Origin of the sequence: Streptomyces sp. KL2 (assembly GCF_046529545.1) — a bacterium.
GTDB classification, from domain to species: Bacteria; Actinomycetota; Actinomycetes; order Streptomycetales; family Streptomycetaceae; genus Streptomyces; species Streptomyces radiopugnans.
Window position 1 is genome coordinate 4,775,942 of sequence record NZ_CP127170.1, and the last position, 22,749, is coordinate 4,798,690.

Genomic DNA, 22,749 nt, shown 5'->3' on the forward strand with positions numbered 1-22,749 from the left:
ATCAGTCTGCCGGTCGGTGCGCCGCTTCGGCACCGGAGGGGGTCGGAGCGGGCCGTCCGGCCACGGCCCCGCCGTCCGCCGGCCCGTCCGCGGCACCGTCCGCCCCGGAGGCCCGCGCCAGGCGGTCCCGGCGCTCGCGGCGGACCAGCACCACCCAGCCGACGGGTACGGCGGCGGCGAACAGCCACCACTGGAACGCGTACGCCAGATGCGGGCCGATGCCGCTGCGGTCCGGCTCGGGAAGGAGCTGGGGCTGCTCACCGGAGGGCTCGGGCGAGGTCTCCTCCAGTGCGACGTAGCCGCCCAGGACCGGCCGGTCCAGCTCCTCGGCCATCCGCGCGCTGTCGATCAGCATCACCTGGCGGGGCGGCAGCCCCCGCTTGTCCTTGACGCCGCCGCCGGCCTCCTCGTCGGCCATCAGCCGCCCGGTCACGGTGACCTCGCCGGAGGGGGGCGCCGGCACCTCGGGGAACCGCGTCAGGTCCTCGCCCGCCGGAACCCAGCCGCGGTTGACCAGCACGGCCGTGCCGTCCTCGCGGACCAGCGGGGTCAGGACGTGGTAGCCGATGCTCCGGCCGTCCTCGCCGGTGCGCTGGCGCACGACCGTCTCGCCGCCGGTGTCGTAGACGCCGGTCGCCGTCACCCGGCGGTACCGGTCGGCGTCGGCCGGGCCGCGCCCCGGGGCGACCAGCTCCCCCACGGGCACCGGATCGGCGGCCAGGCTCTCGGCCACCAGCTCGTTGCGCGCCACCCGGTCCTCGTGCCGGTGCAGCTGCCAGAAGCCGAGTCTGACCATGCCCGGGATCAGCAGGAGTGCGACGAGGGTGAGCACCACCCACTGCCGGGACAGCAGGAAGCGGTACGCGGCGGCGGACGGTGCGGACGATACGGGTGGCACAGTCATCGACGGTACCCCGCCGGCCGTCACTCCTCCGGAGCGGGGGCCACCTCCCGCAGCAGCTGGGTGAAGGCCGCCTCGTCGATCACCGGGGTGCCGAAGGCGCGCGCCTTGGCGACCTTGGAGGTGCCGGAGTCGGGGTCGTTGGTGACCAGGAGGCTGGTGAGGCGGGAGACACCGCTCGCGATGTGGAGCCCGGCCTCGACCGCCCGGTCCTCCAGCAGCTCCCGGTCCACGGAGGTGTCCCCGGAGATCGCCACCCGCATGCCCTGGACCAGCGGCTTGCCCGGCTCGTACCGGCCGGGGTTGGGGTACGGGCAGGGAGGGCGCCTGCGCGAGGGGCGCCAGCTACCCGCGTAGGGCCGCGGGTCCCGCCTGCCGGAGGCGCCGGAGGCGGTGCTCGGGGAGGCGATGGAGTCGGTCCACTCGGTCAGCGGCCGGCAGGCCAGCAGGGGCAGGCGTATACGGCCGGCGGCCGCCAGGTGCAGGCTCGGCCGGAACGCCTCGGCCAGCACCCGGGCGTCGTCCAGCGCGTGGTGCGCCCGGCGCTGGACGACACCGTAGTGCGCGGCGAGGGTCTCCAGCCGGTGGTTGGCCAGCGGCAGGTCCAGCTCCTTGGACAGGGCGATGGTGCACAACCGCTGCCGCACGGGGACCGGCAACCGGGCGCGGGCGTACTCGCGGGCGATCATCGACCAGTCGAAGACCGCGTTGTGCGCGACCAGCACCCGGCCCCGCAGCCGTTCGGCGAATTCCTCGGCGATCTGCGGGAAGAGCGGTGCGTCGGCCAGCATCTCGCTCGTCAGCCCGTGTATCCAGGTCGGCCCGGGATCCCGCTGCGGGTTGACCGGGGTGTACCAGTGGTCGATCACGTCACCCCGTGCGTCCAGCCGGTAGACGGCCGCGGAGACTATGCGGTCGTCCCGGGCGAGCCCCGTGGTCTCCACGTCCACCACCGCGTAGGCGTCGGGGTATTCGGTGGGCCAGGCCGGGGTGCCTGACCGCGCTGCGGGCCGCGCTTGGGCCGCCGACTGGTCATCGAGCATGGTTCCAGAGAATACGGGCCGCCACTGACACCTTTGCATCACCGCAGGCCACTCCCGGTGAGCGGAGTTACTGACGGGCCGTCTCGCATACTTGTCGGTAACAGACCCTGGCCGCCGGCCCCGGGCGGTCCTACGGTGCCTCCATGCCGAGCGTGCCGAACCTCCCCGATGTCGTGCTGTGGTCCATACCCGCCTTCCTCCTGCTGACGGTCCTGGAGATGGTCAGCTACCGCCTGCGCCCCGAGGAGCCGGACAGCCCCGTGGCCGGCTACGAGACCAAGGACGCCGCCACCAGCCTCTCCATGGGCCTGGGCAGCCTCTTCTTCGACGCACTGTGGAAGATCCCGATCGTGGCGATCTACTCGGCGGTCTACGGGCTGACCCCGCTGCGGATCCCCGTCGAGTGGTGGACTCTGCTGCCGATGCTCCTGGCGCAGGACTTCTTCTACTACTGGTCCCACCGCGGCCACCACGTCATCCGCATCCTGTGGGCCTGCCACGTGGTGCACCACTCCAGCCGGAAGTTCAACCTCACCACCGCGCTGCGCCAGCCCTGGACGTCCCTGACCGGCTGGCCGTTCTACCTGCCGCTGATCGCCCTCGGCATGCACCCGGCCGTGCTCGCCTTCTGCCACTCGGTCAACCTGGTCTACCAGTTCTGGATCCACACCGAGCGGATCGGCAGACTGCCGGGGCCGGTCGAGGCCGTCTTCAACACGCCCTCGCACCACCGGGTCCACCACGCCTCCCAGGGGAGCTATCTGGACCGCAACTTCGGCGGGATCCTCATCGTGTGGGACCGGCTCTTCGGTTCCTTCGCGCCCGAGACCGAGCCGTGCGTCTACGGGCTCACCAAGAACATCGACACCTACAACCCGCTGCGCGTGGCCACCCACGAGTACGCGGCGATCGCGCGCGACCTGCGGGCGGCGCGCGACTGGCGCGAGGCCGCCGGGCGGCTCTTCCGCGGGCCCGGCTGGCAGCCGCGGGTGCCCGGCCCCGCCCCCGGGCCGGCGGCCTCCGCGGTCCCCGGGCCGCCCCGGGGCGCCTCGCGGACGGCGGTGACGGCGGAGGGGGCGGTGACGGCGGAAGGGGCCGGGCCCGTCGGGCCCGACCCCTCGGCGTCCGCCGCTTCCTGACGGACCGCCGGCTCCGCGGCGGGACGGACGCCCGACTACTCGACGGCGTCCAGGGCGTCGACGATGCCGTGGCCGTAGAAGCCGTTGACGCGCTTGCCGCCCTCGCAGGTGGAGTCCTCGACGCCGTTGCCGTCCGGGTCGTAGGTCTCCGGGCAGCCGGGGTTGTCCGCCTGCGCCTTCATCATGAGCTGGAGCATCGCCGGGCTCGCCCAGGGGTGCTTGCTCTTGAGCAGCGCCGCCACGCCCGCGACGTGCGGGCTGGCCATCGAGGTGCCCTGCAGGAAGGCGTAGGAGCCGTTCGGCATGGTCGACAGGATCCGGCCGTTGCGCGACGGGGTGTCCGGGATCTGGTACCGGTCGCCGCCCGGCGCCGCCACGTCGGCGACCCGGTGGCCGTAGCTGGAGTAGTACGACTTCAGGTTCTGCACGCCCGTGGCCGTGACCGTCACCACGCCCGGCAGCTGGGTGGGCAGGTCCAGGCACTCCGACGGGTCGATGGTGCGCTGGACCGGGGTGGTGTCGTTCGGGCTGGAGCCGTCGAGGATCGCGTCGGAGGCGAGGTCGTGGTTGGAGTTGCCCGCCGAGGCGACGTGCAGCGTGCCCCTGCGCTCGGCGTGGCGCGCGGCCCGGCGGACCGCCTCCACGACCGCGCCCTGGTCGGCGTCGTCCTCGCAGTTGTACAGGTACGGATCGACGTAGTAGCTGTTGTTGGTGATCTCCACGCCCTTGTCGGCCGCGAAGACGAACGCGCAGATCACGGCCTCCGGGTAGAAGAGGCTGGTGTCGGGCTCGCTCACCTTGATGGAGGAGACCTTCACGCCCGGGGCGACGCCCGCCACGCCGATGCCGTTGCGCGCCGCGGCGATGGAGCCCGCGACGTGCGTGCCGTGGTAGTCGCCGTCGGTGTACGGGCGCCAGGCGCCCTCGGAGGTGTCGGCCACGCCGCCGACGCAGTTCGCCGACTGGCCCGCCGAGAAGTTCGGGGCCAGGTCCGGGTGGGTGTCGTCCACGCCGGTGTCGATGACCGCGACGGTGACCTTGTCGCTGCCCGGGTTGACCTTCGCGGCCTCGTCCGCGCGGATGGCGCGCAGCCCCCACAGCTCGGCCTCCATCGGCTCGCCCTCGGAGGCGGCCGTGGCCGCGCTGGTGCGGGCCGCCTCCGCCACGTACTGCGGGGCGCCGACCTCGGTCGTGCCCGCCGCCCTGAGCGGCGCGGTACGGGTGGCGCCGGCGGAGTGCACCCCGCGCACCTCGCGCATCCGCTCCGCGAAGCCGGGGTTCGCCGAGTGGACGACGATCACGCCGATCTCCCGGTGCGTGACGACGACCGTGCCGCCCGCCTTGGCTATCTCCCGCTCCACCCGCCTGATCGTGCCGGGGTGGGAGGAGGTGTTGACCACGTAGGACAGCTGCTCGCCGTCCGCGGCCGCCGCCGCGGCCGCCGGAACGCCGGCTTCCTGGGCCAGCGCCGTGCCGGCGCCCGGCAGCAGGGCCAGGGAGGCGGTCAGCGCCAACCCGACCGGCACCGCGATGGCGCGGCGTCGGCTGGAGGGTCTCGATGCCATGGGTTCTCCGTGTCTGTGTGAACGCAGGGGCTCTCAACAACCGGTTCGGTTATCGGACTTGACCGTACGGATGTATGACGACGGAAGCTATCGCTCACACGGGGGGAGCGGCAATGGCCGAACCGCTCACCGGCTGCCGTACTCGTGTTCCCGCCACGCCGTCCCCGACGGACCGCGCGGGCTTCGCGTACGCTGCGAGGCAGATGTCCAACCGTGGGAGGGTGCTGTCGGCATGCTGCTGGACACCTACGGCCGGGTCGCCACCGACCTGCGCGTGTCGCTCACCGACCGGTGCAATCTGAGGTGCACCTACTGCATGCCCGAGGAGGGCCTGAAGTGGCTCGCCAAGCCCGAGCTGCTCACGGACGACGAGATCGTCCGCCTGGTCCGCGTCGCCGTGACCATGCTCGGTGTGGAGGAGGTGCGCTTCACCGGCGGCGAGCCGCTGCTGCGGCCCGGACTGGTGGGCATCGTCGAGCGCTGCGCCGCCCTGGAGCCGCGCCCGAAGCTGTCGCTGACGACCAACGGCATCGGCCTGGAGCGCACCGCCGAGGCGCTGCGCGCGGCCGGTCTGGACCGGGTCAACGTCTCCCTGGACACCCTCGACCCCGAGGTCTTCCAGCGGATGACCCGCCGCAGGCGCCACGCCGACGTCCTCGCCGGCCTGGCGGCCGCCCGCGCGGCGGGACTCTCGCCGGTCAAGGTCAACGCCGTGCTGATGCCCGGCCTCAACGAGACGGAGGCCCCCGACCTGCTCTCCTGGGCCGTCGAGCACGCCTACGAGCTGCGTTTCATCGAGCAGATGCCGCTGGACGCCCAGCACGGCTGGCGTCGCGAGGGCATGATCACCGCGGGCGACATCCTCGCCTCCCTGCGCACCCGCTTCTCCCTCACCCCGGAAGGGGAGGACAGCCGGGGCTCGGCGCCCGCCGAGCGCTGGATCGTCGACGGCGGTCCGCACCGCGTCGGCGTGATCGCCTCCGTCACCAGGCCCTTCTGCCGCACCTGCGACCGCACCCGGCTGACGGCCGACGGCCAGGTCCGCACCTGCCTCTTCGCCCGCGAGGAGTCGGATCTGCGCGGCGCGCTGCGCGCGGGCGCGGACGACACCGAGATCGCCCGGCTGTGGAAGGCGGCGATGTGGGGCAAGAAGGCCGGCTCCGGTCTGGACGATCCGTCCTTCCTCCAGCCCGACCGCCCGATGTCAGCGATCGGCGGCTGACCCCTTCGGCTCCTCCCCGCCGTCCCGGTCCCCCCCGGCCTCCCGGGTCTCCCAATCGGCGAGGGACACCACGTCCTTCAAGAAGCCCCGCACCCCCAGGAACCGCGACAGGTACTCGCGGTGCTCCTCACACGCCAGCCAGGTCTTGCGGCGCTCCGGGGTGTGCAGCTTGGGGTTGTTCCAGGCCAGCACCCACACGGCGGCCTCACGGCAGCCCTTGGCCGAGCAGACGGGAACGGCGGGGCCGGGCAGGGGGGCGGTCACGGGATCGGTCACGGCCCCATCCAAACACGGCGACGCCGGGCAGCCACGGGGGGAGCCGCCCGGCGTCGGTCTGTCGCTCCGACGGGGGATGCGGAGCGTGTACGCAGTATGGCACGTGCACCCATCGCCAGGGCACCGGAACAGCGTGATTGATCCGAGGTCTTCCTGAGCTTCCCGGCCGGGGCGGATCAGTCGCGCCGGCCGGATCCCGGGCGGCTCGGCTCCTGCCCCGGTTCCGCACGCCGGTACCCCCGGGCGCCCGGGGCCTGCTCACGGCCTGGCTCCGCCTCGTGATCCGGCTCCTGCCCGCCCTCCGGTACGTCCGGTTCCAGTGGATCCTGCCGTATCGTGCGCACCCGCGGAGCGGGCTCGTCCTCCCCGGCTTCCTCCTGACGGTTCGCCGGCCCCAGCGCCTGCCGGGGCGGCGCGGAGACGAGGGAGTCCGGGAGCGCGGGCGTGTTCTCCCGCCCCGCGTTGGCGATCACCACCGCCACGTACGGCAGGGTCGCGCCGAGCACCAGGGCGGCCACGGCGAGCGGACGCTGCACGTTCCACAGCACCACGGTCAGCAGGACCGCCGCGGTGCGCACCAGCATCGAGATCACATAGCGCCGCTCCCGGCCCCGGACGTCCTCCGCCAGCCCCTGACGGGCTCCGGTGATCCGGAACACCTCGGGACCGCGCTGCCTGCGCCTCACAATCACCACCTGCTCCTGCGGCCGGTACCCGGGAGCGTTCCCGCCTGGTTCCCGGCCTTTTCCACACTACGCCCCGACTCCACCGCATACGACGCCGGGTAGGGGGCACCCGATGCGCCAGGGACGGCTCCCACCCGGACGGCTCAGCGGCCGTACGGAAGAGGCGTCCCACCGCACGAACCGAACGCGCTGCGCACGGAGCGCACCGCACGAGGAGGCGACATGAGCTGGTTGTGGGCGATCATCGTGGGTCTGGTCCTGGGTGTGCTGGCCCGCGCCATCCTTCCCGGCAGGCAGAACATCCCGCTGTGGCTGACCGCGATCTTCGGAATCATCGGCAGTGTCATCGGGAACGCCGTGGCCAGTGGGATCGGTGTGGCGGACACCGCGGGCATCGACTGGATCCGGCACCTGCTCCAGCTTGCCGGAGCCGTCCTGATCGTCGCGCTGGGTACACCCCTGTACGCCAAGGTCAGGGGTGAGAGCAGGCGGACGGCCTGACGGGCCGCACCCGTCCGGCGGAAGGGGACGCGTTCCCGCCGTCGGGGGAGGGGAAACCGGCGGGAGGGGACGGCGCGTCTCGTGCGCGCCGTCCCCTCCCGCTTCCTCCGTTCCCGGCTGTCCGGCGGCCCGCCGGGCAGCCGGACAGCCGGGAACGACCGCGTCACACCCCCCGGACCTCGGCCACCTTGCGGCCCGCCTTGAGGTAGACGGCACCCGAGACCCCGGCCTGGGCCAGCTTCTCCGGGACGACCTCCCCCAGCGGGCGCAGCGCGTCGGCCTCCGACAGCACGACGGCCCGCTGGCCGGAGTCCGTCTCGACCACCAGCCGCAGCCCGTTCTGCTTGGCGACGCGCCGGGCGGCCGATGCGCTCGGAGTGAACTCCAGCACGGTCGCCAGGATCGCGGTGACGCCCTTGTCCCCGTGCTCGGCGGCGTCCACCACCGGCAGGCTCTCCACGTCGGAGAAGGACTTCCTCGAGAACTGCGCGGTGAACCCCGCCCGGGCCGCCATCGCCGCCTTCAGACCGTGGAGCGCGGTGACGACCTCGCCCGCCAGGACCCTCTTCAGGTCCATCGGGTGCAGCGTGCCCTTCTCGATCCGGGCGGTGACCTGGTCGATCTCGCTGTCCGTCCACTCCGTCCAGGCCCGCAGGTACGGCACCATCAGCCGGTCGGGGATCGACATGATCTTGCCGAAGACATCGTCGGCCGACGAGTTCAGCGCGATGTAGTTGCCCTTGGACTTCGACATCTTCGCGCCCGAGCCGTCCGTGCCCTCGATCAGCGGCACGGTGGTGATCATCTGCGGCTTCTTGCCGTAGATCTCCATCACCTTCCGGCCCATCTGCATGTTCAGCAGCTGGTCCACGCCGCCCAGCTCGATGTCGGCGTCGATCTCGGCGGAGTCGATGGCCATCGCCACCGGGTAGATCAGCTCCGACATCGTCAGCCCGTGTCCGGCCGAGAGCCGGTTGCGGAAGTCCTCGCGCTGCAGCAGGGAGGAGGCCGGGATCTGGGACAGGACGCCGATCAGCTTCGGCAGGGCGATGCCGGCCAGCCACTCGCTGTTGTGGCGGAAGCGCACCCGCTCGAAGTCGAAGAACGGCTTCACCTGGTCCCGGTAGCCGGCCAGGTTGCGGGCGATGTCCTCGTCCGTCAGCGGCGGCCGCTCCGAGGAGCGGCCCGAGGGGTCGCCGATCTTGGCGGTGATGTCGCCGATGATCAGCGTGACGTCGTGGCCCATCCGCTGGAAGCGGCTCAGGACGATCATCGGCACCGTGTGGCCCAGGTGCACGTCCGCCGCCGTCGGGTCGATGCCCAGCTTGACGTTGAGCCCGTGCCCGGCCTGCCGCGCGGCCTCGATCCGCTCGGCCAGGCCCTCCACCGACGGCAGGACGTCCACCGCCCGGCCGGCGATCAGCTCCGCCTGCTCCTGGGCCGGCAGGTCCGTCAGGTCCAGATAGCGGCGGGCGCCCGTCTCCGCGAGCAGTCGCTCGACGGTCTCGTCGGAGGAGAGGTCCTGGGCCAGCAGTTCGCCGGCACGCTGCACGGAGTCGCCGAGGCGTGTCACGTTCGTTCCCGGTGATCGAATCGAATGGTTGGCTGATGCGGTCGTGGTGGTGGTCCTGGTCGGTTCCGGTAGGAGTCTATGCCGCTCAAACACCCCGGCTGACTGAGCTCATGTTGAAGTCCGGCACACGCAGGGCGGGCATCGCCGCCCGTGTGAACCAGTCCGACCACTCGCGCGGCAGGGTGCGCTCGGTCCGGCCCGCCTCGGTGGCCCTGGACAGCAGGTCGACCGGCGACTCGTTGAAGCGGAAGTTGTTCACCGCACCCGTGACCTCGCCGTTCTCCACCAGATAGACGCCGTCGCGGGTCAGCCCCGTCAGCAGCAGCGTCGCCGGGTCCACCTCGCGGATGTACCACAGGCAGGTCAGCAGCAGGGCCGGGCCGTCGTGCCCGGAGCCGGCGACCATCTCCTCCAGCGACGCGGTGCCGCCCGCGTCCAGGACCAGGTTGTCGATCCCGGGCGCCACCGGCAGGCCCGTCAGCTCCGCCGAGTGCCGGGTGGTCAGCAGGTGGCGCAGCTCGCCGTCGCGCATCCAGTCGGTGGCGCGCAGCGGCAGGCCGTTGTCGAAGACCGAGGCGTCGTCGCCGGAGGAGTGCGCGATCACGAACGGCGACGCCTCCAGGCCGGGAGCGCCCGGATCGCTGTAGAGCCTCAGCGGCAGATCCGACAGCCGCTCGCCCACCCGGGTGCCGCCGCCGGGCCTGCTGAACACCGTGCGCCCCTCGGCGGCGTCGCGCCCCGCCGAGGACCACATCTGGTAGATCAGCAGGTCCGCCACGGCACTGGGCGGCAGCAGCGTCTCGTACCGCCCGGCCTCCAGCTCCACCCGCCGCCCGGCCCACTCCAGCCGCCGCGCCAGCTCCGCGTCCAGCGCCCGCGGGTCGACGTCGGCGAAGTCGCGGGTGGCCCGCCCCGCCCACGCCGACCGGGTGCGGTCGGGGGACTTGGCGTTGATCTCCAGGGTGCCGGTGGGCTGGTCGTGGCGCAGCCGCAGCCCGGTGGAGGTCCCCAGGTAGGTGGAGACCATCTGGTGGTGGGCGAAGCCGTACAGCTCCCGGCCCTCGGAGCGGGCCCGCGCGAAGGACTCGCCCAGCGCCGGGGCGAAGGAGTCGAACACCGAGGAGGAGGTCTCGGCAGGGGCGTCGGTGAAGTCGGCGGAGGCGGGCACGCCCTCCACCAGCGGCCGGGCGTCCTCGGCCGGACCCGCCGTGCGCGCGGCCTCCTCCGCGGCCCGCACCAGCGGCTCGATGTCGTCGTCGGTGACGGCCGAGCGGGAGACCACCCCCGACGCCGTCCCCTCGGAGCCGTCGACGGTCGCGACGACGGTGAGGGTGCGGCCGCGGGTGACGCCGTTGGTGGTCAGCGTGTTGCCCGCCCACCGCAGGTTGGCGGTCGACTCCTCGTCGGCGAGGACCACGCAGCCGTCGGCCCGGGACAGCGCCAGAGCGCGCTCGACGACCTCGTGGGGGGCGGGGGACTTCATCATCGACCGGCCTCCTGGGCGGTGTTGAGGATGTTGACGCCGCGGAAGAGCGCGGAGGGGCAGCCGTGCGAGACGGAGGCGACCTGGCCCGGCTGGGCCTTGCCGCAGTTGAACGCGCCGCCGAGCACATACGTCTGCGGCCCGCCCACGGCCTCCATCGAGCCCCAGAAGTCGGTGGTGGTGGCCTGGTAGGCCACGTCGCGCAGCTGACCGGCGAGCCGTCCGTTCTCGATCCGGAAGAAACGCTGCCCGGTGAACTGGAAGTTGTAGCGCTGCATGTCGATCGACCACGAGCGGTCGCCGACCACGTAGATCCCCCGGTCCACACGGGAGATCAGCTCCTCGGTGGACGGCCCGTCCGGGTCGGGCCGGAGCGAGACGTTCGCCATGCGCTGCACGGGGACGCTGGAGGGGGAGTCGGCGTAGGCGCAGCCGTTGGAGCGGCCCAGCCCGGTCAGCTTCGCCATCCGCCGGTCGAGCTGGTAGCCGACCAGGATCCCGTCCCTGACCAGATCCCAGGACTGCGCCTCGACGCCCTCGTCGTCGTAGCCGATGGTGGCCAGTCCGTGCTCGGCGGTGCGGTCGCCGGTGACGTTCATGACCGGCGAGCCGTACCTCAGCGTGCCCAGCAGGTCGGGCGTGGCGAAGGAGGTGCCCGCGTACGCCGCCTCGTAGCCCAGCGCCCGGTCCAGCTCGGTGGCGTGCCCGATCGACTCGTGGATCGTCAGCCACAGGTTGGAGGGGTCGACCACCAGGTCGTAGGAGCCCGGCTCCACACCGGGCGAGCGCATCTTCTCCGCCAGCAGCTCCGGGATGCGCGCCAGCTCCGCGTCCCAGTCCCAGCCGGTGCCGGTCATGTACTCCCAACCCCGGCCGGCGGGCGGGGCCAGGGTCCGCATCGAGTCGAAGTCGCCGGAGTCGGTCACGGACACGGCCGTCAGCTCCGGGTGCAGACGGACGCGCTGCTGGGTGGTGACGGTACCGGCGGTGTCCGCGTAGAACTTGTTCTCCTGCACGGTCAGCAGCGAGGCGTCCGCGTGCGAGACGCCGTCCGCCCCCAGCAGCCGCTCGCTCCACTGGGCCAGCAGGGCGGTCTTCTCCGCGTCCGGCACGTCGAACGGGTTGACCTCGTAGGAGGAGACCCACGTCCGCTCGCCGTGCACCGGCTCGTCCGCCAGCTCCACCCGTCCGCCCATCGCCCACCGGTCCGCGGCGGAGGCGCTCCGCGCGGCCGCGCCGGCGCCGGCCGCCTCGGCGATCCTCGCCGACAGCTTCGCCATCTCCACGGCCCGGCCCGCCACCTTCGCGGCGGCGTCCATCGTCAGGTCCACCCCGGAGGCGAAACCCCACGCGCCGTTGTGCACCACGCGCACCGCGTATCCGGCGTCGGTGACGTCCGAGGACCCGGCCGGCTTCGCGTCGCGCAGCCGCCAGGAGGCGCTGCGGTTCCGCTCGAAACGGAAGTCGGCGTGCTCGGCGCCCAGGGCCCGGGCCCGCGCGAGCGCCGCGTCGGCGAGCGCGCGCAGCGGCAGCGCCAGGAAGGACTCATCGATCTCGTGCACCACTGACGCTCCTCCTTGTCGATGCATGACCGCAGTGAACCATGCCCCACCGGCCGGCCGCGGCCGATAAACGACGGCCGCGGCCCGCGGCCCGGCCTGCCCCGGCCGGCGCGGGCCTACCCTGGCCGGTGAAGGGGCAGGGGAGAGGGAAGCACCGGGGGAGGGGCGCATGGGCGACGAGAACGGGAGCCGGCCGGACTTCCCGTGGGTGTGGCTGCTGCCGCAGCTCGCCGTACTGGCGGGACTGGTGGTCTGGGGCGCCGCGGTGTACCCCGGCCTGCCGGAGAGGGTGCCGCAGCACATCGGTCCCGGCGGGATCGACGCCTGGGCGGACAAGTCCGTCGCAGCGGTCTTCGTCCCCGTCTTCGTGCACGCCGGGACCGTCGCGATGACGGCGGCCGCCTCGGCGGCGGTGCTGCGGGTGCGCCCCGCGAACGAACTCGCTCCCGGCGAGCGGGCCTCCTCCCTGGTCAACCGCCCCTCCACCCGTGCCTCGGCGCTGCGGACGGCCAGGGCCACGCTCCAGATGGGCTTCTGCATCGGCCTGTCGATCGCCGTGACGTGCGCGGTGATGTGGCGCACCGAACCGGATCCCCACGTGTCGGCCTGGCTGCTTCCCGCGGTGCTCGCCCCGACCGCGCTCGGCCTGGTGCCCGTCCTGGTCGCGGCCGTCCGGGACCGCCGCGATCGGCGGAAGTGACCCGGGCTCCGGTGTGTTCCCGCGCCGCGCCGGGTACTCGCGGCCGGGCCGGCCCGCGGGCCGGCGAGGACCGAAGGAAGGAGCGCGCCGTGAGCGACTACTCAGGGCCCTACGACGGCAGGCAGCACGACCCGTCCGAGATGAGGACCGGTACGGGCAAGGGGAGGAACGAGGGGGAGGAGGAGCGGCACCCCGAAGGGAAGGAGCAGGCCGCGCGGACCGGACGCGAACGCCCCGGGGACGAGGGCGAGGGCGAGGGCGAGGAGTCCGGAGGGGGCTGATCCGGGACGGCACCCGGCGCACCGGGCCGCTCGGCCTTTCCGCTCACCGGCCCGCGTTCACCGCTCTCCCGGCCCACCGCCGCCCCCGCCGCCCGGCTCGTGACGATGTTCCCCCGATGATCTCCGCCCGGTGGCCGTCGGGCGCCTCCATGCCCGGCGGAGCGCGGCACAGCGCCCGGAAGCGGGCGGTGCCGGAGGGGGTCCACGGCCGTCGGCCGTCGAGCACCACGGCCATGATGAGCCTCCTCGCGCTCCTGCGCCAAGCGCGACCCGGGGTAGTGGCTCTGAACGCTGTGTGATCGGCCGATTCTCGTACGGTCGCCGCCGTACGGGTGCCGGAGCCGGGCGTACGCCCTGGTCCGGGGCGGTTTTCTGTAGGGATCCCACAGGAGCCCGGCGAAGCCCCTGTCGGGGACCCGTTCCCCGGCGCGGGGGGCCGGACGATAGTTTCTTGCGGAGTACCTGCTCCCCATGGAAGAGGGTGTTCCCTTGAGCCGCTCGGTTCTCGTCACCGGAGGCAACCGCGGCATCGGCCTGGCCATCGCCCGGGCGTTCGCCGACGCGGGCGACAAGGTCGCCGTCACCTACCGGTCGGGTGAGCCGCCGGAGGGTTTCTGCGCCGTCAAGTGCGACATCAACGACGCCGAGCAGGTGGAGCAGGCCTACAAGGAGATCGAGGAGAGGCAGGGCCCGGTCGAGGTGCTGGTCGCCAACGCCGGTGTCACCCGGGACCAGTTGCTCCTGCGGATGTCCGAGGAGGACTTCACGTCCGTCCTGGAGACCAACCTCACCGGCACCTTCCGGGTCGTCAAGCGCGCCTGCCGGGGCATGCTCCGCGCGCGCAGGGGCCGCATCGTGCTGATCTCCTCCGTCGTCGGCCTGCTGGGCTCGGCGGGGCAGGCCAACTACGCCGCCTCCAAGGCCGGCCTGGTCGGCTTCGCCCGCTCGATCGCCCGGGAGCTGGGCTCCCGCAACATCACCTGCAACGTGGTCGCGCCGGGTTTCGTGGACACCGACATGACGCGCGCGCTCACCGACGAGCAGCGCGCGAAGATCGTCGAACAGGTCCCGCTGGGCCGCTACGCCCAGCCCGAGGAGGTCGCCTCCTCGGTGCGCTTCCTGGCCTCGGAGGAGGCCGCGTACATCACCGGAGCCGTCATTCCCGTGGACGGCGGATTGGGCATGGGTCACTGAACGTCATGAGCGGACTTCTCGCCGGAAAGCGCATCCTCGTCACCGGGGTGCTCACCGACTCCTCGATCGCCTTCCACGTCGCCCGGCTGGCGCAGGAGGAGGGCGCCGAGGTCGTCCTCACCGGTTTCGGGCGGCTGACGCTGGTGCAGCGCATCGCCAAGCGGCTTCCCAAGGAGGCCCCGGTGATCGAGCTGGACGTGCAGAACAGCGAGCACCTGGACACCCTGGCCGGCAAGGTCGCCGAGCACCTCGGCGAGGGCGTCGGACTGGACGGCGTCGTGCACTCCATCGGCTTCGCGCCGCAGGACGCGCTGGGCGGCAACTTCCTCAACACCGGCTGGGAGTCGGTCGCCACGGCCGTCGAGGTCTCGGCGTACTCCCTGAAGTCGCTGACCATGGCCCTGATGCCGCTGCTGGAGAAGCGCGGCGGCTCGGTCGTCGGCATGGACTTCGACGCGCAGGTGGCCTGGCCCAAGTACGACTGGATGGGCGTGGCCAAGGCCGCCCTGGAGTCCACCTCCCGCTACCTCGCCCGCGACCTGGGCCACAAGAACATCCGCTGCAACCTGGTGTCGGCCGGGCCCATCAAGTCCATGGCCGCCAAGTCCATCCCGGGCTTCGAGGAGCTGGCGGACGTGTGGAACACCCGCGCCCCGATCGGCTGGGACCTCTCCGACCCCGAGCCCGCCGCGCGCGGCGTGGTCGCCCTGCTCTCGGACTGGTTCCCGAAGACGACCGGCGAGATCGTGCACGTGGACGGCGGCGTCCACATGATGGGCGCGTAGCGCGCCCGCGGTCGGAGGACTCCGGGGCCGCCCCCGGTCCCGGCACGGGACCGGGGGCGGCCCGACGCGTGCCGCGGCGGGCCCCTGAGGGCGGGCGCCGGGGGACAGGGGACGGGGTCAGCCGCCGGTGCCGGAGCCGCGGCAGGTCCGGGCGTACGAGCCCGCCTCCCGCGCGGCCGTCTCCGCGTCGCGGGAGGCGATGGCCTCCACCAGCCGCCCGTGGTCCAGATACCCCTCCGAGCGCAACTCCTCGCCCACGTCGTTGCGGAGGAAGGTGCGCACGACGGTGCCGAGGTCGGCGTAGAGCGCGGTCAGCACCTCGTTGTGGGACGCCCTGACGATCGCCAGGTGCAGCGTGACGTCGGCCTCCACGAAGCGCTCCACATCGCCCGTCTCCCAGGCCGCCTCGCGCCGGCGCAGCAGCGTCCGCAGCTGGCGCAGCTCCTGCTCGGTGCGGCGGTGCGCGGCCAGCCGGGCGGCCTCGGCCTCCAGCACCGAGCGCAGCTCGGCCACGTCGCGCGGGTCGGCGTCCGCGAAACGGCGGTGCATCACCCCGGCGAGTTCGCTGGTGGCCACCACGTAGGTGCCCGAGCCCTGCCGGATGTCCAGCAGCCCGTTGTGGGCGAGGGCCCGCACGGCCTCGCGCACGGTGTTGCGGGCCACCCCGAGCTGTTCGACCAGCTCGGGCTCGGTCGGGATGCGGGAGCCCACCGGCCACTCGCCGGAGGTGATCTGGTCGCGCAGGGCGTCGATGACCTGGTCGGCCAGGGCGGAGCGGCGGGGCGAGGTCAGGGGCATGGCACTTCCCGGGTCGGCGGGGCTGTGGGCACGGGCGGGTACGGCGAGCGAGCGGCGAGACGCGTCAGGTGGCCTCGATTCATCCGATGATTCTATGATGCATGTCATGGCTGACGATCCCGTGACCATCGACCACCGGGCCGAAAGGGGGCACTCGGACAGCGTAGGCACCCGCACCGCCGCGGGCGCCTCTCCGGGCGCGGCCGCGGACGCCTCCCCGTGGGCGCGGCGGCTGCTGGTCGCGGGCATCGTCCTGGCCGCCCTCAACCTGCGCCCCGCCATCACCGCGCTCGGCCCGCTCCTGGAGGAGGTCCGCGAAGCGCTGGCGATGAACGGCACCGTCGCCGGACTGCTGACCTCCGCGCCCGCCCTCTGCTTCGCCGTGTTCGGCGGCGCCGCACCCCGGCTGGCCCGCCGCTGGGGCCCGGCCGCCGTGGTGCTCGCCGGGATGGCCGCCGTCACCGCCGGTCTGGCGCTGCGCCCCCTCGCCGGCGGAACGGCCTGGTTCCTGGCCGCCAGCGCACTGGCGCTGGCGGGCATCGCGGTCGGCAACGTCCTGATGCCCGTGGTCGTCAAACGCTGGTTCCCCGACCGGATCGGCCCGATGACCGGCCTGTACTCCATGGCGCTCTCCGTGGGCACCGCCGCGGCCGCCGCCCTCACCGTCCCGGCGGTCCAGGCGCTGGGCGGCGGCTGGCGCCTCGGGCTCGGGATGTGGGCGCTGCTCGGCGCCCTCGCCCTGGCGGCGTGGGTGCCGGTCGTACGGGGCGCCCGCACCCGTACCGCCGCGCCCGGCGGCCCCGGGGCCGGCGCGGACGCTCCCGGTGCCGGAATCCGCATCACCCGCTCCGTCACCGCCTGGTCGCTCGGCGTCTTCTTCGGCTTCCAGGCCACCGCCGCCTACGTCGTCATGGGATGGCTGCCGCAGATCTTCCGCGACGCCGGGGTCCCCGCCTCCACCGCCGGACTGCTGCTGGCGGTCACCATGGGGATGAGCATCCCCCTGTCCTACGCGCTGCCGCGGATCGCCGCCCGGCTCGGCCACCAGGGCCCCCTCGTCGCCGTCCTGGCCTGCTGCGGACTGGGCGGATACGCAGGACTGTGGTTCGCCCCGGCGCAGGGCGCCTGGGCCTGGGCGCTGCTGCTGGGCGTCTCCAACTGCGCCTTCCCCCTCGTCCTCACCATGATCGGGATGCGCGCGAGGACCGGTGCCGGGGTCGCCAAGCTCTCCGCCTTCGCGCAGGGCACCGGCTACCTGATCGCCGTTCCCGGGCCGCTGCTGGTCGGAGCCCTCCACCAGCACACCGGGGGCTGGCACGCGCCCCTGGCCCTGATGGCCGTCCTGATGACCGCCCAGCTCGCGGTGGGCCTGGTGGCGGGCCGGGACCGATGCGTCGAGGACGGCGGCTGAGTGCGACACTGGGCGCATGCCAGTGCTCGAACCCCATCCGCCCAACGGCCAGAAGAAGCTGCTCCTCGTCCTCGGCGCGATGCTCGGCGTCACGATCGTGATCGGCGTCCTCGCCTCCGTCATCGCCCCCTAGCCCGCCCCGCGGCCCTTCCGGAGCCCAATCAACCGCCGGGGTGCCGCGACCCCGCGCCACGGCCCCGCGCCACGGCCCCGCGGCGGGGCCGTGGCGGGGTCGCGGTGGGGCCGTGGTGGGGCGGGCCCCACCATCCCCTAGGGGGCCGGACTCAGGGGGCAATGGGTGGATCGCCGGATGGGACGGCGGCCCCGCGGTCCGTAGCGTCGGAGCACACGCCCAAGGACGCCACGGAAGACGACGGAGGCGAGCCCGATGACGGCCCACGCACCCACCCGGCACACCTCCCGGCCGACGGCCGGCGGCGCGGACGCACGGCTGCCGTGGTGGGCCGCGGCGCTGCCCGTGATCGCCTTCGCGGTGCTGCTGTCGCTGCTCGCCGGCGGAGGCGAGGCCGAGGCAGCCGACGCCGAGTCCCGCCGGTACCTCGCGCACCTGCTGGACCGCCTCCGGGAACTCCTGCCGCACTGACCGGCCGCCTCCGGCCGCGATGTCACCCGGTCGTGGACGGGCCCCAACTCCCCGCGCCACACGCCGCCGTTCGTGCGAAGCTGGAGACATGAGCGCCGATGTGTCACGCAGGATCGTCATCCTCCGACATGCCAAAGCCGACTGGCCCGACGACGTGGCCGACCACGACAGGCCCCTCGCGGAACGGGGACGCAGGGACGCACCGGCCGCCGGCCGCTGGCTCGCCGCCAGCGGCATCGTCCCCGACCTCACCCTCTGCTCCACCGCCGCCCGCACCCGCGAGACCTGGAAGCTGGTCGTCCACGAACTGCCGCAGCGGCCGAGGACGGTCTACGAGGAGCGGCTCTACGAGGCCTCGCTCGGCGAACTGATCGCGGTGGTCAACGAGGTGCCGGACGACGTCGTGGACCTCATGCTCGTAGGCCACAACCCCGGCATGCACGCCATGGCCGACGCCCTCGCCGGAGAGGCCGAGGAGGACGCCAGGAGCAGGCTGGACCACATCGGCTTCCCCACCTCCGCCGCGGCCGTGGTCTCCTTCACCGGCTCCTGGAAGTCCGTGGAGCTGGGGACCGGCCGCCTCGAGGCGCACTGGGCACCGCACGACTGACCCCGGCCGGCAGCGCCGGCGAGGGACGGCGACGGGGCCGCCGGTGCGGATCCACTTCCGCTCCGGCGGGCCCGCCCGTCCGCCGGGTGCCCGCGTGTGTCCACGGGGGCACCGCGCCCGGCCGCCTCACACCGCGGTGTCGGCCGCCTCGACCTCCTCGCGCGTGACGCCCAGCAGGTACAGCACGGTGTCCAGGAACGGCACGTTCACCGCGGCGTGCGCGGCCTCCTGCACCACCGGCTTGGCGTTGAACGCGACCCCGAGCCCCGCGGTGTTGAGCATGTCCAGGTCGTTGGCGCCGTCGCCGATCGCCACGGTCTGGGCCAGCGGCACCCCGGCCTCCGCCGCGAAGCGGCGCAGCAGCCGGGCCTTGCCCGCCCGGTCCACGACCTCCCCGACGACCCGGCCGGTCAGCTTCCCGTCCACGATCTCCAGGGTGTTGGCCGAGGCGAAGTCCAGCCCAAGCCGCTCCCGCAGATCGTCGGTGACCTGTGTGAAACCGCCCGAGACCACGCCCACCTGGTAGCCCAGGCGCTTGAGGGTGCGGATGAGGGTGCGGGCCCCCGGCGTGAGGCGGACCTCGGAGCGCACCTTGTCGACGACCGACTCGTCCAGCCCCTCCAGCAGCGCCACCCGGGCGTGCAGCGACTGCTCGAAGTCCAGCTCGCCGCGCATCGCCGCGGCGGTCACCTCGGCGACCTTCTCCTCGCAGCCGGCGTGCGCCGCGAACAGCTCGATCACCTCGTCCTGGATGAGCGTGGAGTCCACGTCCATCACCACCAGGCGCTGCGCCCGGCGGTGCAGCCCGGCGGCGACCACGGCGACGTCCACGCCCAGGGCCGCCGCCTTCGGGGCCAGGGCGGTGCGCAACTCCTCCGTCCCGGTGCCGGAGACGGCGAACTCCACCGCCGTGACCGGGTACTTCGCCAGCCGGAAGATGCGGTCGATGTTGCCGCCGACACCGGTTATCCGGGCGGCGATGGCGGCCGTGGCCTCGGCGGTCAGCGGATGGCCGAGCACGGTGACGTGGGAGCGGCCGGTGCCGCGCGGCCGGTTGTCGCCCCGGCCGGAGATGATCTCGGCCTGGAGCCGCATCGACTCCGCCCAGGAGTGCACGGTCGCCCGCAGCCCCCCCTCGGCCCCGCTTCCGTCCGGCGTGGTGACCAGGGCGCACAGGGTGATGCGGCCGCGGGTGACGACCTGCTCGATGTCTATGACATCCAGGGAGTAGGCGGCCAGCGTCTCGAAGAGACCTGCGGTGATGCCCGGCCGGTCCTTGCCGAAGATCTTCACCAGGAGGGTGGGGGTGTCGGCGTCCGCCCCGGCGGTGGCGACGGCGGCGGGGACGGGCGGCGGGGTCTGCGAAGCGCTCATGATGATCCCTACGGTATCGAGCACCAGGACGGTTCCGTACGCACGTCCGTACCCCGGACAGCCCCGGTCAGGCCCCGCCGGAGGCGGTCCGCGCCCCCGCATCCGGCCCCTCCGGCGGCCGCGAGCGGACCGTAGCGGTTCGGCAACCATCCGGCGGGGGCGGCTTCATGTCCGGCCGCGGAGCCTGGAATAGTTCCCCCACGATCGTTCGCCATCCCTAGCCCCCCATCACAGGGGGTAACTCGGGGGACAACTTTGTGGGGCATGGAGTGCCGGAACTCGTACTGGAACTGAACGGACGGACCTGGACGCTCGACCCGTCCAGGTCCTACACCCTCGGGCGTGATCCGCAGGGTGATCTCGTGGTCGACGACGCCAGGGTCTCCTGGCGGCACGCCACACTGCGCTGGGCCGGCAGGAGCTGGCTCGTCGAGGACCACGGCAGCACCAACGGCACGTACGCGCAGGGACGGCGTGTCCAGCAGACGGAGGTCGGCGCGGGCTCGGTGGTGCACCTCGGCAACGCCACCGACGGGCCCCGGCTGGCCTTCTCCGGCCGGACCGCGGCTGCGCCCGCGCAGACCGCGCCCGCCCCGCAGCCGGTCGCGCAGCCGCAGGGCGGCCCCGGCTGGAGCCACCGGCCGCAGGCCCCGGCCCCGCAGCAGATGCAGCAGCACGTCCAGCAGCCGGTGCCGCAGCAGTACGCGCCGCAGCCTCCCCGGAGCGAAGCCCCTCCGCACGACGGCGCGCCGCGGCAGGGGGGCGCCCCGCTCCACGGCGACCACCGCAACCCGACCACGTTCCACCAGTTCTCGCTGGGCCGGGTGGTGCGGATCGGCCGTGCGCTGGAGAACGAACTGGTCGTCTCCGACCTCCAGGTCTCCCGCCACCACGCGGAGTTCCGCTCCACCCCCGACGGCCGCTTCGAGATCCGCGACCTCGGCAGCCACAACGGCACGTACGTCAACGGTCAGCCGCTGCCCAAGTCGGGCACGGCGGTCATCGGCCCCGACGACATCGTCGGCGTCGGCCACTCGACCTTCCGGGTGGTGGGCGACCGGCTCGAGGAGTTCGTCGACACCGGTGAGGTCTCCTTCTCCGCCCGCCATCTGACCGTCAAGGTCGACGGCGGCAAGGTGATCCTCAACAACGTCACCTTCGGCGTGCCCGAGAAGTCCCTGGTGGCCGTCATCGGCCCGTCCGGCTCCGGCAAGTCCACACTGCTGCGAGCCCTGACCGGCTACCGCCCGGCCGACATCGGCGAGGTCCTCTACGACAACCGGGACCTCTACAAGCAGTTCGCCGAGCTGCGCCAGCGCATCGGCCTGGTCCCGCAGGACGACATCCTCCACAAGGAGCTGACCGTCCGCACCGCCCTGCGCTACGCCGCCAAGCTGCGCTTCCCCGGCGACGTGGCCGAAGCCGAGCGCAACGCCCGGATCGAGGAGGTGCTGGCCGAGCTCAAGCTCGACATCCACGCGGGCAAGAAGATCACCTCCCTCTCCGGCGGCCAGCGCAAGCGCGTCTCGGTCGCCCTGGAACTGCTCACCAAGCCGTCGCTGATCTTCCTGGACGAGCCGACCTCCGGCCTGGACCCGGGCATGGACCGCGACGTGATGAAACTGCTTCGGGAGCTGGCCGACGACGGCCGCACCGTGCTGGTGGTCACCCACTCCGTCGCCGAACTGGCGCTGTGCGACCGCGTCCTGGTGATGGCGCCCGGCGGCGGCGTGGCCTACTTCGGCCCGCCCGAGGAGGCACTGAACTTCTTCGGCTACGAGAGCTGGGCGGACGTCTTCTCGGCCTTCGAGAACTACCGCGACTACGACTGGATCGGCCGCTGGCAGGGCTCGCAGCACTACCGGCTCTACGCCGCCGACCTCGACACCGCCGCCCCGCAGCAGGCACACCCCCCGTACGCGCAGCACGCGGCGCCCCCCGCGCCGGCGTCCCGGCCGCCCAAGCCGCAGAGCTGGGGATCCCAGCTGTGGACCCTCACCCGGCGCTACATGTCGGTCATCGCCTCCGACAAGGGCTTCCTCGCGCTGATGGTCATCCTGCCCGTGATCCTGGGCGTGGTCAGCACGGTGATCCCCACCGACCACGGCCTCACGCGCAACCCCGAGGGCTTCAACCAGCACGCGGGCACCATCCTGCTGATCCTCGCGGTCGGCATGTGCCTGTCCGGTGCGGCCAACTCGGTCCGCGAGCTGGTCAAGGAACGGGTCATCTACGAACGCGAACGGGCCACCGGCCTGTCCAGGTCCGCCTACCTGATGTCCAAGGTGATCGTCCTCGGGATGATCACCGCCTTCCAGGGCGTGATCATCTGCGCCATCGGCTTCTCGGTGCGCGAACTGCCCGAAGAGGGCCTGATCATGCCCACGGCCGTCGAACTGTGCGTGGGGATCATCGCCTTCGGCCTCACCTCCATGATGGTCGGCCTGGTGATCTCCTCCCTGGTGAAGACATCCGAGATGACCATGCCCCTGCTGGTGGGCTTCGCGATCATCCAGCTCGTCTTCACCGGTGTGCTCTTCCAGGTCTTCGACGCGCCCGGCATCGAGCAGGTCGCCTGGCTGATGCCCTCGCGCTGGGCGGTCGCGGCCACCGGAGCCACCGTCGACCTGTCCCGCACCATGGCCCCCTGGGACCGCGACAACCCCACCAACCTCGACCCGCTGTGGGAGCACAGCACGGGGGTGTGGGTGATGGACATGCTGATCCTGCTCGCCATCGGCGTCGCCTGCGGTTTCGCGGTGGCCCGCCTGCTGCGCCGCCACGAGCCGGAGGTCATGCGCAAGTAACCGCACGGCGCGCGACCGCGCGGCCCTCCGCTCCGAACGCCCCCGCCCCGCCGGACCCTCCCGGCGGGGCGGGGGCGTTCGGAGCGGAGGGCCCACGAGGGCCGCCGGACCGCCGGGCGCCGGACGGGCGGCGTGCCCGGCCCGGTCGCGGCGCGTTCCGGCCCGCGCATCCCGTTCCGGGTCCGCCGCCGGTCCTACGACCACCGCCCGGCCCTCCCGGGGCGGTGGGCCGAT

Annotated in this window: 23 protein-coding genes; 12 read left to right on the forward strand and 11 right to left on the reverse strand. The window is 73.0% G+C overall.

The features are described 5' to 3' along the window. Position 1: 1 nt before the first annotated feature. Together QPK52_RS21430 and QPK52_RS21435 are read right to left on the reverse strand one after the other, a co-directional pair. Complete coding sequence (locus QPK52_RS21430; protein WP_410539071.1) at positions 2 to 898, reverse strand: SURF1 family protein; 897 nt, start codon at positions 896 to 898, stop codon at positions 2 to 4. A gap of 26 nt (positions 899 to 924) precedes the next feature. Then, entirely contained in the window at positions 925 to 1,944 is a 1,020-nt protein-coding gene (locus QPK52_RS21435; protein WP_410539072.1) for a DEDDh family exonuclease, read from the reverse strand. 143 nt (positions 1,945 to 2,087) lie between these two features. On the opposite strand from QPK52_RS21435, the gene QPK52_RS21440 reads away from it, so the two are divergent. Beyond that, positions 2,088 to 3,083, forward strand: a complete 996-nt coding sequence (locus tag QPK52_RS21440; protein ID WP_410539073.1) for a sterol desaturase family protein — start codon at positions 2,088 to 2,090, stop codon at positions 3,081 to 3,083. A gap of 35 nt (positions 3,084 to 3,118) precedes the next feature. Here the strand turns inward: QPK52_RS21440 and QPK52_RS21445 are convergent, their stop codons facing one another. Then, a complete protein-coding gene (locus QPK52_RS21445) occupies positions 3,119 to 4,648 on the reverse strand; it encodes a S8 family peptidase (RefSeq protein WP_410539074.1) in 1,530 nt (509 codons plus the stop codon). Between the two features lie 232 nt (positions 4,649 to 4,880). Here QPK52_RS21445 and moaA point away from each other — a divergent pair, with 232 nt between their 5' ends. Further along, positions 4,881 to 5,870: a GTP 3',8-cyclase MoaA gene (moaA, locus tag QPK52_RS21450; RefSeq protein ID WP_410539075.1), complete on the forward strand. Its 990-nt coding sequence runs from the start codon at positions 4,881 to 4,883 to the stop codon at positions 5,868 to 5,870. Here the strand turns inward: moaA and QPK52_RS21455 are convergent. Both QPK52_RS21455 and QPK52_RS21460 read right to left on the reverse strand, forming a co-directional pair. After that, positions 5,853 to 6,146: a hypothetical protein gene (locus QPK52_RS21455; RefSeq protein WP_410539076.1), complete on the reverse strand. Its 294-nt coding sequence runs from the start codon at positions 6,144 to 6,146 to the stop codon at positions 5,853 to 5,855. The genes moaA and QPK52_RS21455 overlap by 18 nt on opposite strands. A gap of 176 nt (positions 6,147 to 6,322) precedes the next feature. Beyond that, a complete protein-coding gene (locus QPK52_RS21460; protein WP_410540428.1) occupies positions 6,323 to 6,832 on the reverse strand; it encodes a DUF3099 domain-containing protein in 510 nt (169 codons plus the stop codon). Positions 6,833 to 7,054: 222 nt separating this feature from the next. Between QPK52_RS21460 and QPK52_RS21465 the strand changes: the two genes are divergently transcribed. Then, a complete protein-coding gene (locus tag QPK52_RS21465) occupies positions 7,055 to 7,333 on the forward strand; it encodes a GlsB/YeaQ/YmgE family stress response membrane protein (RefSeq protein WP_410539077.1) in 279 nt (92 codons plus the stop codon). A gap of 163 nt (positions 7,334 to 7,496) precedes the next feature. Here the strand turns inward: QPK52_RS21465 and tyrS are convergent, their stop codons facing one another. The 3 genes from tyrS to QPK52_RS21480 all read right to left on the reverse strand — a co-directional run bounded on the left by tyrS (position 7,497) and on the right by QPK52_RS21480 (position 11,954). After that, positions 7,497 to 8,906: a tyrosine--tRNA ligase gene (gene tyrS / locus QPK52_RS21470; RefSeq protein ID WP_410539078.1), complete on the reverse strand. Its 1,410-nt coding sequence runs from the start codon at positions 8,904 to 8,906 to the stop codon at positions 7,497 to 7,499. Between the two features lie 85 nt (positions 8,907 to 8,991). Continuing rightward, the gene (locus tag QPK52_RS21475; RefSeq protein ID WP_410539079.1) at positions 8,992 to 10,392 is read right to left on the reverse strand and encodes a metallopeptidase TldD-related protein; all 1,401 of its coding nucleotides are present in this window, start codon (positions 10,390 to 10,392) and stop codon (positions 8,992 to 8,994) included. Next, positions 10,389 to 11,954, reverse strand: coding sequence for a TldD/PmbA family protein (locus tag QPK52_RS21480; protein ID WP_410539080.1), 1,566 nt, complete (start codon positions 11,952 to 11,954; stop codon positions 10,389 to 10,391). Before QPK52_RS21480 ends, QPK52_RS21475 begins: the two co-directional genes overlap by 4 nt. A gap of 166 nt (positions 11,955 to 12,120) precedes the next feature. Between QPK52_RS21480 and QPK52_RS21485 the strand changes: the two genes are divergently transcribed. Further along, positions 12,121 to 12,651 (forward strand): DUF1648 domain-containing protein, encoded by a 531-nt coding sequence (locus QPK52_RS21485; RefSeq protein ID WP_410539081.1) that lies wholly within the window; start codon positions 12,121 to 12,123, stop codon positions 12,649 to 12,651. A gap of 89 nt (positions 12,652 to 12,740) precedes the next feature. Then, positions 12,741 to 12,932: a hypothetical protein gene (locus QPK52_RS21490; protein WP_410539082.1), complete on the forward strand. Its 192-nt coding sequence runs from the start codon at positions 12,741 to 12,743 to the stop codon at positions 12,930 to 12,932. Positions 12,933 to 12,975: 43 nt separating this feature from the next. Here QPK52_RS21490 and QPK52_RS21495 read toward each other — a convergent pair whose 3' ends face one another. Beyond that, on the reverse strand, positions 12,976 to 13,167 hold the full coding sequence (locus QPK52_RS21495; RefSeq protein WP_410539083.1) for a hypothetical protein: 192 nt from the start codon (positions 13,165 to 13,167) through the stop codon (positions 12,976 to 12,978). Between the two features lie 254 nt (positions 13,168 to 13,421). Between QPK52_RS21495 and fabG the strand changes: the two genes are divergently transcribed. Both fabG and fabI read left to right on the forward strand, forming a co-directional pair. Next, entirely contained in the window at positions 13,422 to 14,126 is a 705-nt protein-coding gene (gene fabG / locus QPK52_RS21500) for a 3-oxoacyl-[acyl-carrier-protein] reductase (protein ID WP_410539084.1), read from the forward strand. 5 nt (positions 14,127 to 14,131) lie between these two features. Then, positions 14,132 to 14,911, forward strand: a complete 780-nt coding sequence (fabI, locus tag QPK52_RS21505; RefSeq protein ID WP_093655549.1) for an enoyl-ACP reductase FabI — start codon at positions 14,132 to 14,134, stop codon at positions 14,909 to 14,911. Between the two features lie 117 nt (positions 14,912 to 15,028). Here fabI and QPK52_RS21510 read toward each other — a convergent pair whose 3' ends face one another. After that, positions 15,029 to 15,709, reverse strand: coding sequence for a FadR/GntR family transcriptional regulator (locus QPK52_RS21510; RefSeq protein ID WP_410539085.1), 681 nt, complete (start codon positions 15,707 to 15,709; stop codon positions 15,029 to 15,031). A gap of 106 nt (positions 15,710 to 15,815) precedes the next feature. On the opposite strand from QPK52_RS21510, the gene QPK52_RS21515 reads away from it, so the two are divergent. The 4 genes from QPK52_RS21515 (at position 15,816) to QPK52_RS21530 (ending at position 18,334) form a co-directional block, all read left to right on the forward strand. Further along, positions 15,816 to 17,120 carry a CynX/NimT family MFS transporter gene (locus QPK52_RS21515; protein WP_410540430.1) on the forward strand — a complete coding sequence of 435 codons (1,305 nt, stop codon included), beginning with the start codon at positions 15,816 to 15,818 and terminating at the stop codon, positions 17,118 to 17,120. Between the two features lie 16 nt (positions 17,121 to 17,136). Then, positions 17,137 to 17,253, forward strand: a complete 117-nt coding sequence (locus QPK52_RS21520) for an SGM_5486 family transporter-associated protein (protein ID WP_093655553.1) — start codon at positions 17,137 to 17,139, stop codon at positions 17,251 to 17,253. Between the two features lie 255 nt (positions 17,254 to 17,508). Next, positions 17,509 to 17,724: a hypothetical protein gene (locus QPK52_RS21525; protein WP_410539086.1), complete on the forward strand. Its 216-nt coding sequence runs from the start codon at positions 17,509 to 17,511 to the stop codon at positions 17,722 to 17,724. An 88-nt stretch (positions 17,725 to 17,812) separates the two neighbouring features. After that, the gene (locus QPK52_RS21530) at positions 17,813 to 18,334 is read left to right on the forward strand and encodes a SixA phosphatase family protein (RefSeq protein ID WP_410539088.1); all 522 of its coding nucleotides are present in this window, start codon (positions 17,813 to 17,815) and stop codon (positions 18,332 to 18,334) included. 126 nt (positions 18,335 to 18,460) lie between these two features. Here the strand turns inward: QPK52_RS21530 and serB are convergent, their stop codons facing one another. Next, the gene (serB, locus tag QPK52_RS21535; RefSeq protein ID WP_410539089.1) at positions 18,461 to 19,708 is read right to left on the reverse strand and encodes a phosphoserine phosphatase SerB; all 1,248 of its coding nucleotides are present in this window, start codon (positions 19,706 to 19,708) and stop codon (positions 18,461 to 18,463) included. Positions 19,709 to 19,977: 269 nt separating this feature from the next. On the opposite strand from serB, the gene QPK52_RS21540 reads away from it, so the two are divergent. Beyond that, complete coding sequence (locus tag QPK52_RS21540) at positions 19,978 to 22,515, forward strand: FHA domain-containing protein (protein ID WP_410539090.1); 2,538 nt, start codon at positions 19,978 to 19,980, stop codon at positions 22,513 to 22,515. Positions 22,516 to 22,749 lie beyond the last annotated feature (234 nt).